Here is a 16566-nt window from a genome sequence, read left to right on the forward strand (position 1 = left end):
TACTATGAAATATTATCATATGGTACTAAAGGGAGAGTCTAAAGTAGACTTTCACTTTTATTTGAAAAACGGAAAATTGCATATATTTGGTTCTCAGTTGACAGGAACATTAGATAAGGCAGTGCAAACACGTATTGAGGAAATCTGCGATTCCATTGGCTGCACCTGTGAAATTGTGAATACTGGCGATTTCATGAACCAGCTTGTTCTCACCCGGATGCCTCATAGGCAAGAGTGCGATTATACCAGCTACGTTCAAGAACCTAGTGTGACAGATGATGATGCGTATCTATTTTTGCAACAAGCCAACGAACTATCGGATTACGATATCTATTGGGACATGGATGAAGAGAATCGATTCGATGAAATGGAGCTCTATGTAGGTAAGGATGGCACTATCAAGACGTCATCTGACTATGATGATTTATACGATGCACCAGTTGTCATTGATCGTCCAAACACGCCAACTCCGACGATGGCTAGCAACTCTCCATATCCTATGCGAAGACGAAAATTAACTACCGAAGATGGCATGCTATTAGGTCCTGCCTTTGATGAACCAGATTCGCATCGAACAGATGATTTCTTTGTGAGGACAGGAGAAAACGTTGTTATCTCTGGGTACTTTCATAGTTTAGATATACGAGAAATTCGCCCTAAGGAAGATAGCAAGGCGGTACAAAAAGCACGTGAAAAAGGTGAGGAACCTAAAAAACGGTATATTATTACTGGACATCTAGTGGACGATCATAATAGTTTGGCTATTAAACGATTTACCAGTCCTTCTGAAGATGGACCGAAATTATTAAAAATCTTGAAATCTGTTGGAAAGGTGCAAATCAAAGGGGAAGTTATCTACGATGAGCAATATGTAAGGGACTATGTGTTAAACATGGATTCTGTGCGATCTGTAGAGGATACAGACAATGCAAAACGCACCGATACCCATGAGGAAACGAGGGTAGAACTTCATTTGCATACGAAAATGTCCGAGAAAAATGCCTTAGTAGCAGTGAAAGACATTGTAAACCGTGTGAAAGAGTGGGGACATCCAGCAGTAGCCATTACTGACCATGGGGTGGTGCAAGCGTTCCCAGAAGCTCAGGCCTATTCTTTGGAAAAAGGAGTGAAGATTCTCTACGGTGTAGAAGCCTATTTAATCGAAAAAGAAGACCAAGCTGTACCGCATCACATCATTATGTTTGCAAAAAATATGGTAGGCTTACGGAATCTGTACAAGATGATCTCCATTAGCCATCTGAATTACTTCGACGAATATCCTAGATTGCCAAGAGCCGTCATTGAAGACCATCGTGAAGGGATTTTGATAGGAACATCTTGTAAATCTGGAGAATTGATTCAAGCCATTGCTCACGGCGCCACCGATGAAGAATTGCAAGAGATTGCTAAGTTTTATGATTACTTAGAAATTCAACCTCATGATAATTACAAGAGTTTTATTAAAGAAGGCTTGTTAAACAATGAGGAAGAGTTAAAAGAGATTAATCGTCGTATTGTTGCGTTAGGGGATACCTTGCAAATGCCTGTGGTAGCTACAGGGAATGTGCATTATATGGATCCAAAAGACAAACTATACCGTGAAATCATGCTCACTGCCAGTGGCGTGAAAGACCCTAAAGACAAAGCAGAACAGCATATGCGTACCACTGATGAAATGCTAGAAGAGTTTACTTATTTGGGAGAAGACGTTGCTTACCAAGTGGTGGTGACTAATACGAGAGCCATAGAGCAAAGTATAGATTATATCATACCTATCCCCAATGGCACCTATTCTCCGAAAATCGAAGGGGCCGATAAAGCCTTGGAAGATATGTGTTATGCCAAAGCAAAGTCAATTTATGGAGATCCATTGCCTAAAACAGTACAGGAACGTTTGGATTACGAGCTAAAAAGTATTATTGGCAATGGGTTCGGTGTGTTGTACTATATCGCTCATAAACTAGTAAAGAAATCCTTAGATGATGGGTACCTCGTAGGGTCCCGTGGTTCTGTAGGCTCCTCCTTCGTAGCCACTATGGCAGATATTACAGAAGTAAATCCATTGGAGCCACATTATGTGTGCCCAACATGTAAATGGCACGAGTTCTATTTAAAAGGGGAATATGCAGGGGGCTTTGACTTGCCACGTCGTAATTGTCCTGAATGTGGTACGCCACTCATCGCGAATGGTCACGATATTCCTTTCGCTATCTTTATGGGATTCCACGGGGACAAGGTCCCAGATATTGACTTGAACTTCTCTGGAGATTACCAAGGCCGTGCTCATAAATACACGGAAGAATTATTTGGACGAGATAATGTATTTAGAGCGGGAACGATTGGTACTATTGCGGACAAAACAGCTATTGGCTATGCCTACAAATATGCAGATGTGAATGACTTACAAAAACGACGGGGCTTTATTGAAAAGTTATCTACAGGCTTTACAAAAGTAAAGAATACCACAGGTCAGCATCCAGGGGGCATCATGGTTTGCCCTCGAGATATGGATGTGCATCATTTCACGCCAGTCCAATATCCTGCGAATAAAAAAGAAAGTGGGATTATTACGACCCACTTTGACTATCACTCGATTGAAGGTCGTATGACCAAATTAGATATACTGGGTCATGATGATCCGACCATCATTCGCATGTTAGAAGATATGACGGGCATTCCGTCCACCAGCATTCCTTTTGATGACCCAGCTACATTGAGCCTATTCTCCTCCACGAAAGCATTAGGTTTGACACCGGCTCAATTACAAGGGGATAAAGTAGCAACTTTGGCAGTACCTGAATCTGGTACGGGATTCGTTCGTGCTATGTTGGAAGATTCTAAACCACAAACCTTTTCTGACTTGGTGCGGATATCTGGTTTCTCTCATGGCACCAATGTGTGGGTGGACAATGCACAGACCTTGATTAAAACTGGGACATGTAAATTGAATGAGGCCATTTCCACTCGTGATGATATTATGAACTTTTTGCGCAATCATGGGGTAGCAGATAATGTAGCCTTTTCTGTGATGGAAAATGTGCGTAAAGGTAAGGGTATCGAAAAACGTAACAAAGAGGGGATTGCTCAAACAGATTATGAAGACCAAATGCGAGCAGCTCAAGTACCAGAGTGGTTTATCGCCTCTTGTAAAAAGATTTCCTATCTCTTCCCTCGAGCCCATGCAGTGGCTTACGTTATGATGGCATTCCGCATTGCCTGGTACAAGATTAATTATCCATTAGCATTTTATGCATCATACTTTTCGATTCGGGCAAAAGCCTTTGACTTGAAAATTATGATGGGCTCCTTAGAAGAGCAGCAACAAGAATTTAAACGGTTGAAAGCCTTAGCTGCGAAGTATGAAGCATCACCAAAGGAAAAAGATTTAATGTCTGCTTTAGAGGTATCTTTGGAAATGAAACAGCGAGGATACTCCTTCGGCAATGTAGAGTTATACAAATCGCAAGCAAGACGGTTTATGATTAAAGATGAAACCTCTTTACTACCGCCATTTGTAGCCGTTACTAGTTTAGGCGAAAAGGTAGCAGATGCCATCGTAGAAGAACGAGAGCAAGCAGAGTTCTTGTCCATTAAAGATTTACGGAGACGTACAAAAATGTCGCAAACCATTGCCAACCGCATGGTAGAATTAGGTTGTTTAGGCGACTTACCAGAAGACGAGCAAATGAGTTTGTTTGGATGATAGGAGGTATATATGTCAGAAGTTAGAGAAGCAGTATGGATAGGCGTTGATGTGGGAACCACAGGCGTGCGTGCTATGGCATATACAGCACAAGGTAAATCTGTAGCTGTACGAGATGCTTTTTATCCATTAGAAACACCACAATATGATCGAGCAGAGCAGAACCCTCAACAAATATATGATGCTGCAGAAGAAGTCATTGCGGGAGTTGTAAAAGAGTTACAATATAAATTAGTCACTATATCCGGGATTGCTTTGAGTTCAGTGATGCATAGTTTTATCCCTCAAGATGAACAGTTTGACTTATTAGGGAATATGATTACTTGGGCAGATAGCAGAAGTTCCAACATTGTACACCGTATGGAACAAGATGAAGCATGTAAACAATTCTACTTTAGAACAGGCTGTCCGCTACATGCATCCTATCCATTGGCTAAAATCATATGGGTCAAAGAAAATCAACCTGAAATCTTCGGTCCTATGGCGCATATTGGATCTATTAAAGATTACATGTTCCGGTTGATGACAGGAGAATGGGTAACAGACAAATCCGTGGCATCTAGCTCTGGTTTATTTAATGCCTTTACAGAAACTTGGGACAAAGAAATTTTAGAATATGTAGGGATTCAAGAACAGCAACTACCTAAGGTAGTATCCACAACCTATAGTGGAAAGTTAGTAGCAGCTGTGGCAGAACGTTTAGGTTTACCTGTGAATACACCGGTTGTCATCGGTGCTACTGATGGAGTACTGGTGAATGTTGGTATTGGCGCTGTTTCTAAAGGGCAGTTAAGTGCTACTATAGGTACATCTGGTGCTATACGCATGCTCACAGAAAAGCCGCAAATGGATCCTAAAGGTCGCACTTGGTGCTATAATTTAACAGATACTATGTGGGTAGCTGGTGGAGCTATCAACAATGGTGGTATGATTTTGCGTTGGATGCGAGATCGTATCCTCCATTATCATGGCTCCCAAATGGAACAATTATCGGTGGATCCTTATGATTTAATGACTATGAAAGCAAGACATGTACCGGCTGGATCTGGTGGCTTGTTATTAATGCCATACTTTACTGGTGAACGAGCTCCCTATTGGAACTCTGATCTGCGTGGAGCTTTCGTAGGTTTATCCTTAAATCATAGTCGTTCTTATATGATTCGTGCCACCATGGAAGGCATTTGTTATAGCTTACGGTTTGTTCTTGATGCATTACGTGAGTTTGAAGAGGTGAAAGACATCCGTATTAGTGGTTCTTTCACTAAATCTGAATTGTGGGTACAAATTATGAGTGACATATTTGGTGAACATATCACCTTACCAAATAATAGTGAAGGTGCCTCCTTTGGCGCCGCTGTGTTAGGGTTTATTTCTGATGGAACTTTATCAGACATTAAGGATACAGCAGAGCTGGTACAGCCTGAATGTATCTATCACCCTAAGGAGCAACATCAAGCCGTATATGAAGAACTTTTCTCTATTTATGAAAGTTTGTATATTCATATGAAAGACGATTTGGCACGTCTTGTTCAGTTCCAAAAGGAACATCCATTTAGTCGTTTATAATTAGAAAGGAGACTAGAAATGCCATTAGTTATTCTGGCATTAGGAATTATTTTACTATTTTTCCTAATCGTAAAAGTAAAGATGAATAGCTTTTTATCATTGCTATTAGTCTGTGTATTATTAGCCTTTGGAGAAGGATTGCCACTTGACAAAATTTTTCCAACTATCCAAAAAGGCTTAGGAGCTACCTTAGGTGGTTTAACAATCGTAGTAGGCTTTGGTGCTATTTTAGGCAAATTGATGGCCGATAGTGGTGGAGCACAACGTATTGCTACTACCTTGATCAACATGTTTGGTCGTAATAATGTAAGATGGGCCGTATGTTTAACTGGATTCATTGTAGGTATTGCTTTATTCTATGAAATCGGTTTCGTCTTATTGATTCCTTTAATCTTTACCATTGCTAAATCTGCGGATATTCCATTGTTAGAGGTAGGTATGCCAATGGTAGCAGCCTTATCTGTGACACATGGTTTCTTGCCTCCACATCCAGGTCCTACAGCGATTTCTGTATTGTTCAATGCCGATATTGGATTAACCTTGGTATATGGTATCTTAATTGGTATTCCTACAGTTATTCTGGCAGGTCCAGTATTGTATGATACTGTGAAAGATATCAAAACAGATATCCCAGAAGGTCTTCACAATGATAAAGAATTTACAGAAGAGGAAATGCCATCCTTTGGAGTATCTATCTTTACTGCCTTAGTACCAGTTATCTTGATGGCAGCTACAGCGATTGGTAAAATGATGAATTTACCAAAAACATCTACTATTATGGTCATTCTTAACTTCATTGGTGATCCATCTGTGGCGTTAACAATTTCCTTGATTATTGCCTTCTATACATTTGGCTTCGCTCGTGGCAAATCTATGAAAGAGATTATGGCTACTTCCGAAAAAGCAATTTTAACAGTAGCTATGATTCTATTCGTTGTAGGGGCTGGTGGAGCCTTAAAACAAGTATTGATTGATAGTGGTGTAGGTACTTACATCGGTGAATTAGTGATGCAAGTGAATGTATCTCCATTAGTATTAGCTTGGTTAATTGCTGTGGTGATTCGTATTGCTGTGGGCTCTGCTACAGTGGCAGCTATGACAGCTGGCGGCATTGTGGCGCCGTTAATTCCATTAACAGGTGTAAGTCCTGAGTTGATGGTAATCGCAGTAGGTGCTGGTTCTGTATTCTTTAGCCCGCCAAATGACCCAGGATTCTGGTTATTTAAAGAGTTTTTCGGATTATCTGTCAAACAAACATTACGCTCTTGGTGTATGGTGGAAACAGTGATTGCCGTATGTGGATTAATTGGTGTAGAAATCATCAATCTATTCTTGTAATTAGAATCATGAGATTATACATAACTGCATACTAAAAAATAGAGTTACAAAAAAGCGCACCATCCACGAAGGATAGTGCGCTTTTATAAAAATCAGGAAAAGTATATATGAATTTACGATTGTGGAGCATCTGCAATAGGACACCATAATCGTCTGCGGTAGTCGCGTATTCCAGAAAGGACAACGCGGAGTGCACGCTGTGCGTCAGCTTTTGAGAGGGGAGGTATTCCATCTAAGCGATAGGAAATGCCAAGACTTTCATATTTATTAACCCCCATGACGTGGTAAGGTAAGCAATCTACAGCTTTCAAATGTTTGAAAGCACCTAGAAAGAAACCAAGCCGATACCAGCGATCGCGATTATCTGTGATGGTTGGGACTACCACGTGGCGCACCCAAAAATCAGTGCCATGATCGTCTACAAATTTAGCGAACTCTAGGACCGCATCATTAGGTTTGCCGGTTAGTGTTTCGTGTATAGAGGAATCGATCTCTTTCACATCAAGAATGACTAAATCCGTTACGTCAAGAAGCAGTTTGTACTCTCTAGCCTGTTCCTGTGTGTAGCAAATCCCGCTTGTATCTAAACAAGTATGAATTCCCTTTCCGTGAAAGAAAGTAAAGAGTTCGATGATAAAAGGGAGTTGCAACAATGCTTCGCCACCAGTGACAGTAATGCCTCCGGTATTATAAAAGTCTCGATTCCTTTCAAATTGTGTCCACACATCTGCCACCGTCATTTCTTGGGCATACGTAGAGGGATCCCAAGTATCTGGGTTGTGGCAATAGGCACATCGCAATGGGCAACCTTGAAGGAAGAGGACAAATCGCATGCCCGGGCCATCCACAGTACCCATGGTCTCAATGGAATGAATGCGACCTACCATAGTGCATTACATGGATTGATGGAATGTACGAGAAATTACTTCGTCTTGTTGCGCTTTTGTCAACTTGTTGAAGTGCACAGCGTAGCCAGATACACGGATAGTCAATTGTGGATACAATTCAGGATGTTTTTGAGCATCTAATAATGTTTCACGATTGAATACGTTTACGTTTAAATGGTGACCGCCTTTTTTGCTGTACCCATCTAATAACTGTACTAAATTATCTACTTGTTGTTCGTTTGTCATAGTTACTCCTTTTCTTCAGGGAAAGTAACATTTGGCTCACGGCACGCTAGATTTTCACAACCATCGGCTAAGGCATGTTCAATGTTGCCTAGGTCCAAATCTAGGTCTAAGTCGCCTAATGTCACCATAGATTCACCAGATTTACCAAGGGAATCTGGAATAATAGAGAATGTATTAGAAATACCATCGCAACAATCACGCCATGGCATTTTAGCAACGGATGCTAAGGAAGATACAGCACCGTGTTCGTCACGACCATGCATAGGGTTAGCACCTGGTGCAAATGGGATACCTGCTTTACGTCCGTCAGGAGTAGCACCAGTAGCATTACCGTATACTACATTGGATGTAATCGTTAATAGTGACATAGTTGGAACAGATTGACGATAGGTAGGATGTTTACGAATTTTGTTCATAAAACCAGATACCACCGTAGCTGCTAAATCATCTACACGATCATCATCATTGCCATATTTAGGGAATTCGCCTTCAATTTCAAAATCAATAGCAATACCATTTTCATCACGAATTGGTTTTACTTTTGCATATTTAATAGCAGAGAGGGAATCGGCTACTACGGAAAGACCAGCGATACCTGTGGCAAACCAACGTGTCACCTTACGGTCATGCAATGCCATTTCCAATTTTTCATAGGCGTATTTGTCATGCATGTAATGAATGATATTTAATGCATTTACATACACACCTGCGAGCCATTCCGTCATATCTTCAAAGCGTTCCATCACTTCGTCGAAGTCAAGGTATTCTGAAATAATAGGGCGGAATTTTGGACCTACTTGTTTTTTCAGCTTTTCATCTACGCCACCATTGATTGCGTATAGTAAGGCTTTTGCCAAGTTACAGCGAGCACCAAAGAATTGCATTTCTTTACCAATACGCATTGGGGAAACGCAGCAAGCGATAGCGTAATCATCGCCAGAGTTAGGGCGCATGATTTCGTCGTTCTCATATTGAATGGAAGATGTTGCAATAGAGAGCTTCGCACAGAACTTTTTGAATCCTTCAGGGAGGGAAGGAGACCAAAGTACTGTTAAGTTTGGTTCAGGAGCAGGACCAAGGTTTTGCAATGTATGTAGGACACGGAATGCCATTTTAGACACTAATGTACGTCCGTCAGTGCCCATACCACCGATAGACTCAGTTGTCCATACAGGATCACCAGTAAATAAATTGTTGTATTCATGGATACGTGCGAAACGAACCATGCGCAATTTCATAATGAAGTGATCCACCATTTCTTGGATTTGTTCTTCTGTATATTTACCAGATTTCAAATCACGTTCTGCATAGATGTCTAAGAAAGTGGAGTTACGTCCGATGGACATAGCTGCCCCGTTTTGTTCTTTGATAGCGCCCAAATAGCCAAAGTATAACCATTGGATTGCTTCTTTCACATCGGTAGCAGGTTTGGAGATATCAAATCCGTAGGACGCAGCCATTTCTTTTAATTCTTTCAAAGAACGGATTTGATCTCGAATTTCTTCGCGGTCACGAATGACATCTGGCATCATATCGCCCATGGTAATGTTAAATTGATCTTCTTTGTCTTTGATCAAATAGTCTATACCATATAAGGCTACACGGCGATAATCACCGATAATTCGGCCACGACTATACGCGTCAGGTAGGCCCGTAATAATGTGAGCAGAGCGAGCAGCTCTCATCTCAGGTGTATATACATCAAATACACCATCATTGTGTGTCTTACGATGAGTTTTAAAGAAGCTTTCAAGAGTTGGATCCATTTTGTAACCGTACTCTTCGATAGCACTTTTAGCAGTTCGTAAACCACCATAAGGGAACATGGCACGTTTCAAAGGATAATCAGTTTGAAGACCTACAATTTGCTCATCTTCTTTAATAATATATCCAGGGGCATGCGCCGTAATATGAGTGGCAACATCAGTGTCTGCATCGATGACAGAACCTTTTTGTCGTTCTTCCTCATATAAATCTAATACCCGTTGCCAAAGTCTAGTAGTTCGTTCTGTAGGACCTACTAGAAAAGAATCATCGCCTACATAAGGCACATAGTTTCGTTGGATGAAATCGCGTACGTCCACGGATTTATCCCATACACCTGTATTGAAGTCTTTCCATGCTTGTTGCATAATATACCTCCAAATACACATTAAAACGCAACCCATAGGGTTAACTTTATTGTAATCTATAATAATTATCATTACAATATAATTTTTAGCATGGGTTATATCGTTTTTGAAAGTGGTGTATGAGTAAATGGTCAAGCATGCACTAATCGGATGCACAGTGCATATATTTTACACGTAAAGTATAGCTACTATATTGACTACAATGTTACAATTCACTATACTATACTATATGGGTGCAGATTGTGTGTTGTGCCGTGTGTGTTATGTGTTGTTAGGAAAAGGGATGACTATGAAACGAAAGAAGGTCACAGCGTTAACAGCCCTTGTGTTGGCGAATTTAAGTGTTCTTAGTTGGGCTGCGGATACAGATAACTTAGCAGTGGGTGGAGCGCAAACAGGTGATGCGTCCAATACGAATAACCTTACCGTAGGGGATGGTGTTAGTTTCTACGGTAATGCAAAAAATAATATTATGAATACCATGGGGACAAAATTGTTTGGTGCGTCCTACAGTTTGGTTTTAGGCTATCATGCTGGCTATGATGCAAGCAATGCTACAGGTACTTCTAAATACCTTATGCTAATGGGAGACAATGCTGGGGAAGCTATGTGGGGCACCAATACGCATAAATTTATTCTTGGTGATGCTGCGGGATGGGCTGGTAGTGGCACATATGCTTTTATATTCGGCGATAGTGCAGGACGTCGTGCTGCTGGTGATTATAACTTTAGTTTTGGTGAAAATGCCTATTCTCAAGACGCTGTGTCTACAGGTAATCATAATTTCAGTTTTGGTCAAAATGCTGCCTACAACAACAAAGGTAGTCGAAATGTAAGTTTTGGCTTCCATGCTGGCGAAGAAATGACGGGTTCCGATAACTTTGCCCTTGGTCATCATGCAGGTAATCGTGTAACGGGAAATCATAACTTCATCTACGGACAAGATGCCGGAGCCGATATGACTGGTAGTCGCAATATTGCTATGGGACAGAACTCCGGCACGGGAGTTAAAGGACAGTATAACATTGCTCTAGGTCTAGGGGCGGGACAGAATGTAGATGGCTATGTAACAAATGCAAGTAGTACTGATCCAGATGTTCGTTTCGCTGGTTCACAATCCAGAGGGACTAATAATATTGCCTTTGGTAAATACGCTGGATCCAATGTAGTAGGTAATTTTAATATTGCCTTTTCAGAAAATGCTGGTCAGTATGTAGGTCATAGATGGACGAATACCTATGATGCAGATGGAAATATAACTGGTACAAGTGATGCAGGTACAATTGATAAAGCAGAACATAATATTGCTATGGGCTTCAGTGCTGGACAATGGGTTGCAGGACAAGATAATATTGCAGCAGGCGTTAATGCAGGTCGACTCGTAGATGGTGAAAGTAATGTGGCACTCGGTAAAGGTTCAGGTGCTGAAATTACCGGTAGTTATAACACTGTTTTAGGTTATGAGAGTGGCAAGAAAGTCAGCGGTAGCAACAACTTTGTAGCAGGTGCAGAAGCAGGTAACAAAGTTACAGGTAGTAATAACTACGCAGGGGGCTATAAAGCAGGTAATTCCATCAACGGTAGTGATAATATTACGCTAGGTCATGAGGCAGGAAATACCCTCACTGGTAGCGATAATATCGCCATAGGTAGAGAGGCGAATACCCAAAAATCGGGGGGGGTGACAGCTGATAGCACGATTGCCATAGGTAAAAGTACGAAGGCATTGAAAAATAACGCAGCCACCGTAGGTAATGAAAGTGAAGCACAAGAGGAAGATTCCTTAGCATTGGGACATAAAGCTATCTCCAATGTAGCAAGAAGTGTGGCCCTTGGCAGTGAAGCACAGACGGTAGCAGCAGCTAGTGCAAGTACGAAAGGTACAGATAACACCTATGCTAGTGATACTTTTACCTTAGGAAAAGGCGCAACGGCAAAAACGTATACATTGAACTTTGCTGGAGGTACTACCGTAACAGGTGTGGTCAGCGTTGGTAAAGAGGGTCAAACTCGCCGTATCCAACACGTGGCGCCAGGTTTAATTAGTCCTTCTAGTACAGATGCTATCAATGGCAGCCAATTATATAGCCTAGCTAGTGACATTAACAATAAGCTGGCTAACTTGACTGGTGGTACAAGTTGGAATATCTACACCGGTGGTAGTAGCAATGAAGCTGGTACATTTACCCATGGTACTGTGGTGAACACAGGTGCTATCGAAGGATTGGATTTTAAATCTAGCGATTTTAAAGTCGTAGAAAAAACAGATGCTAATAATAAAAAATATGTGACCGTCGAATTGAACCGTGATGCTTTAAAGAAAGATCCTGACTTTAAAGGCCCGAAAGGGGACAAAGGGGAACAAGGTGAAAGAGGTATACAAGGCGAAAGAGGCTTACAAGGTGTAGCAGGCACAAATGGACGTGATGGTACGAATGGTAGAGATGGAGCACCAGGTCGTAACGGAGTAGACGGTAAGGATGGAGCCCGAGGACCAGCAGGACCAGCAGGTCCTAAAGGAGCAGATGGAAAAGATGGAGCCCCAGGTGCACCAGGTCGAGATGGAACAAATGGAACAAATGGACGTGACGGAAAAGATGTTCTAAATGGAATAACGACACCAACAGCCAAAGAAGGAAAAGATGGGGATACATTCATCAACACAACAACAGGCGATGTACACGTCAAGAAAAATGGTGCATGGGAGCCAGCAGGAAACATCAAAGGACCAAAAGGTGAAACTGGTGCTAATGGACGAGATGGTACGAATGGTAGAGATGGTACAAATGGAGCACCAGGACCAGCGGGACCTAAAGGAGCAGATGGAAAAGATGGAGCGCCAGGAGCACCAGGTACACCAGGCCGTGACGGAAAAGATATACTAAACGGTACAAGTGCACCAACAGCAACTGTAGGAAAAGATGGGGATACATTCATCAACACAACAACAGGAGATGTACTTGTTAAAAAAGATGGTGCTTGGGAGCCAGCAGGAAATATTAAAGGACCAAAAGGTGAAACTGGTGCTAATGGACGAGATGGTACGAATGGTAGAGATGGTACAAATGGACGAGATGGTACAAATGGGCAGGATGGAGCTCGAGGACCAGCGGGACCTAAAGGAGCAGATGGGAAAGATGGAGCGCCAGGAGCACCAGGTACACCAGGCCGTGACGGAGTAGATGGCAAGGATGGAGCACCAGGAGCGCCAGGTGCACCAGGTCGTGACGGAGTAGATGGCAAAAATGGTAAAGATGGAGCACCAGGACCAGCAGGCCCACAAGGTCCACAAGGCCCACAAGGTGGTAAAGGCGGTGTAGACGAAGCCTTAGTTAAAGAAGTTCACAAACGTATGGACTCTGTAGAAACGAAGTTAGATCAACTAGGTCGCAGAGTAAACACATCTGGTGCTTTAAACGCAGCGTTATCTGCTCTAAAACCACTATCCTTTGATGCAGATGACAAATTCCAAATCATGGCTGGTGTAGGACATTTCAAAGGTTCCACAGGTGCAGCCCTAGGCGTCGGTTATTATCCAAATGAAGATATATTACTTCATGGAGGTATGGCATTAGGAAACTCTGAAAAAATGTACAATGTGGGTATGAGCCTTAAAGTGGGATCTCGCTCCAAATCTGATGCATACCAATCTACTTTGTATAACCAAGACACAGATACATTCAATGTCAATGTGGATACACTTTCAGAAAAAGAACAAAAAGAGTTGAAACATACACATTACGGACCAATTTCTATCGTGCCAGTGATGAAAACTGAAATCAAAGCATTGGTACAAGAAAACGGTACGTTGAAAGGTCAAGTGCAAGCATTGGTTGAGCAAGTGAAAGCACAAAATGAACAAATTCAAGCATTGCAACAAATCACAGCGCAGTTGTTGAACCGTAACTAATTGCATATCTATTGATGGTTAAGAATAGGTGTATCACTTAGAATTGCGGAATAAAGCAGTTCTTATGTATATCATCTAGCAGCATTTAAAATTCTTATTTTCATACACAAAAGAGCTATCTACCGATGAGGAATATCATCGGACAGATAGCTCTTTTACATGTATATGTTATTGTTTTTCTAACAATCGAGATTTACAAGCCTCATATTCACGTGAGAAGTATGGTTTTAATTGACTTTCACTAAGGTCAGTACCGAAGGCACGTTCGCTGATGAGGAACAGTGGCGGAGACTGGATACGTTTAGCCACCGCTAAACCGTTGAAAGATTTCCACCACCGTTCGAGGTCGTTGATACACTGTTCTGCGGACGTGAAATAGTGAGAAATAGGTTTTGGCAATCCTAAAAGGTGTTCCAATGTACCGTTCTCGTAAGCCCCCAAGATATCCTCAGGGGTCAAGCGCTGATGAGGTCGTGTATGAGGTGTACCCTCTACGAAGGCACGAAACAAGCAATCATGGTATTCGTATTGCAATGGATCACCAAGACCTTGTGTTACATCCTGTGCATCAGAAAGCTCCGCACTAGGCCCCACATCGATGGACCCTTGAGGAATGACCTCCCGTTTAAAAATGTGTTCATTCATATAACGAGCTAGAGCATACACATCCGTTTTCCACACATCTCCCGTCACGGCGAGGAAACCCGCCAAATCACCATACATGGTAGCATAACCGACAGTAAACTCCGTTTTATTGCCATTGCATGTGAAAGCCCCGTTCACAGCGGATGCGATACCAGCTAAGATGCGAGACGAACGATCACGAGCTTGGATGTTTTCTTTGTCAAGGGTGGATAGCTGTAAGAATGTGGTAGTATCTGAGTCGGTATCCACATGAGTTTGCTCAGTATAGCTTGTAGTAGTTTGCTGGGATTCACATATAGTATCTGTAGTAGAATTGGAGATAGTAGAATCATCTGCTGGTATATGCTTATGTGCTTGACCAGAGGTCTTTAGAGGGAATTTTGTAAAAGGTTGACTTTCTAGTTGTACAATGGTTGTATTCACAGATTCCTCTAAAGTGTTTTCTTTTATATTTTGCATAGTTGTTGCATGCACATTACCATGGTCATGTAATTTTGGGATGACATGGGTGTTATACTTTGTAAAGCTAGTGTTTTCAAGTTGCTCGATGGTGGCATTCACAGATTCCTCGATAGGAAATACCCCATAATGACAGCCAATATTTTTGGCTAGTTGATAGGCTAAATCTTTTGTCATATCCGAATTGTAACGACTCGGCATATTCACAAGGTATATATTTTCAGGAGCAACTACTGTACTGTATAAAGCAGCATTAAGAGCAGAGTCAATACCTCCTGAGGCACCGATGACGATGTTCTTAATACCCGTTTGTGCTAAAAATTGACGGATGCCGTATTGCAAGGCTTTGAATAGGATAGAGATATAATTAGGCGTTGTTGCAAGTGTATGATTTGAATTAGCTGGAACATGTGAGTTATCTAAATTATCTAAATCATGTGTATCACATGCAGTGTATATGTTAATCTTATCACCTCTATCATTTTCTGATATATGAGGAGATGCGGTGCGATTTTGGAAAGTATACTTATGATTAGTGTTATTATGTGAAATCGGCTGCCATAAGGTATCTTTCAACAAGGTAGGGCGCACAGTATTTTCAAAAGCAGGTACTTCTTCCACAATAGAACCGTTAACATCATATAAAGTAGAGCAACCGTCATAGATGCAGATGTTTTTGCCGTTGTTTTGAATCCCCACGTGATTTGTATAGGCAATAGGGGTATTGTATCGTTTGGCTTGATTGCTGAACAGGGCGCGGCGCTGTTCTTGCTTATGAACTGTGTAAGGAGATGAGGAACAATTTACGATTAAATCGATATGCTGACCTTTCGCTTTTGCAGATTCCACCATAAGACTCGTCGGACAATCTGGGTAATGCGTATCCCAGCTATCCTCACAGATAACAGGAGCAATGGTGAAAGCTCCGTGACGCGTGGAAATCGTAAGAGGCTGATTGATTTCCGACAAGGATAGATTGCGTTCCTTTGCCAGCACATTGGCACTAGTAAAGTGACGAGGTTCATTGAAATAGCGATAACATGGCAATAAGGTTTTTATGGTAAACGGATAGGGTTGGTCTGGATTCGACACCAACTTACCATTGGATGCCACATACAGAGCATTGTATTTACGAAGGCTACCGTCTAGATTACTGAGACTTTCATCAATACCTACATTACCAAAGATAATCGTAAGATTGGTGTTAGCCGTGGCTTTCACAATTTCGTCACCATAGTAGAGGCAATCATTTATGAAAGGCACTTGGTCCCACAAGTCGCCTATCATGTACCCGCTGAGACACAACTCGGGGAATATCAAGATGTCCGTGCTCACCGCCTTGGCATAGTCGATGGCATGCATCATAGATTGAAAGTTTGTAACAGGCTCACCAGGGTGCACCTGAATTTGACCAAAAGCAATACGAATCATTCATAACTCCTTTATTGTATAGATTAAAAGCATTGATAGTTGTTGAGTATATTATAGCATTTTATGGGGGATTTGTAGTGGGGATATAATGAGGATGAATATATGTGTGTTACGTAAGAAAATTATTTTTATTCTATATTATTCTACATAATGATTCTGTGTTGTGAAGGCAGGTACTGTCAAGAATTTTGTGTAAACTCTTTAAGAAATAAATGCTCTAAGCAATTAAATGGATGAAAGTAAGTGAGC

Annotated in this window: 8 protein-coding genes; 4 read left to right on the forward strand and 4 right to left on the reverse strand. The window is 41.6% G+C overall.

Annotated features, from left to right (window positions below; all coding sequences use genetic code 11):
- The first annotated feature begins 4 nt into the window (after nucleotides 1–4).
- The 3 genes from EO125_RS08100 to EO125_RS08110 are packed head-to-tail and all read left to right on the forward strand — an operon-like array spanning nucleotide 5 to nucleotide 6607.
- Nucleotides 5–3703 (forward strand): PolC-type DNA polymerase III, encoded by a 3699-nt coding sequence (locus EO125_RS08100; RefSeq protein WP_127148457.1) that lies wholly within the window; start codon nucleotides 5–7, stop codon nucleotides 3701–3703.
- A 12-nt stretch (nucleotides 3704–3715) separates the two neighbouring features.
- On the forward strand, nucleotides 3716–5269 hold the full coding sequence (locus tag EO125_RS08105; protein WP_127148458.1) for a gluconokinase: 1554 nt from the start codon (nucleotides 3716–3718) through the stop codon (nucleotides 5267–5269).
- A gap of 18 nt (nucleotides 5270–5287) precedes the next feature.
- On the forward strand, nucleotides 5288–6607 hold the full coding sequence (locus EO125_RS08110; RefSeq protein WP_127148459.1) for a gluconate:H+ symporter: 1320 nt from the start codon (nucleotides 5288–5290) through the stop codon (nucleotides 6605–6607).
- A gap of 113 nt (nucleotides 6608–6720) precedes the next feature.
- Here EO125_RS08110 and pflA read toward each other — a convergent pair whose 3' ends face one another.
- Genes pflA through pflB form a run of 3 tightly spaced genes read right to left on the reverse strand, consistent with a single transcriptional unit; the run spans nucleotide 6721 to nucleotide 9872 of the window.
- Nucleotides 6721–7494, reverse strand: a complete 774-nt coding sequence (pflA, locus tag EO125_RS08115; protein WP_127148460.1) for a pyruvate formate-lyase-activating protein — start codon at nucleotides 7492–7494, stop codon at nucleotides 6721–6723.
- A gap of 6 nt (nucleotides 7495–7500) precedes the next feature.
- Nucleotides 7501–7740, reverse strand: coding sequence for an autonomous glycyl radical cofactor GrcA3 (gene grcA3 / locus EO125_RS08120; RefSeq protein ID WP_126938357.1), 240 nt, complete (start codon nucleotides 7738–7740; stop codon nucleotides 7501–7503).
- Nucleotides 7741–7742: 2 nt separating this feature from the next.
- Nucleotides 7743–9872 (reverse strand): formate C-acetyltransferase, encoded by a 2130-nt coding sequence (gene pflB / locus EO125_RS08125; protein WP_164726486.1) that lies wholly within the window; start codon nucleotides 9870–9872, stop codon nucleotides 7743–7745.
- Nucleotides 9873–10161: 289 nt separating this feature from the next.
- Here pflB and EO125_RS08130 point away from each other — a divergent pair, with 289 nt between their 5' ends.
- The gene (locus EO125_RS08130; RefSeq protein WP_164726487.1) at nucleotides 10162–13782 is read left to right on the forward strand and encodes a YadA-like family protein; all 3621 of its coding nucleotides are present in this window, start codon (nucleotides 10162–10164) and stop codon (nucleotides 13780–13782) included.
- A gap of 168 nt (nucleotides 13783–13950) precedes the next feature.
- On the opposite strand, the gene EO125_RS10000 is transcribed toward EO125_RS08130, so the two are convergent.
- On the reverse strand, nucleotides 13951–16317 hold the full coding sequence (locus EO125_RS10000; protein WP_206168379.1) for a nitrilase-related carbon-nitrogen hydrolase: 2367 nt from the start codon (nucleotides 16315–16317) through the stop codon (nucleotides 13951–13953).
- Between the last annotated feature and the right edge of the window lie 249 nt (nucleotides 16318–16566).

Origin of the sequence: Veillonella sp. VA139 (assembly GCF_003992005.1) — a bacterium.
Classification (GTDB): Bacteria; Bacillota; Negativicutes; order Veillonellales; family Veillonellaceae; genus F0422.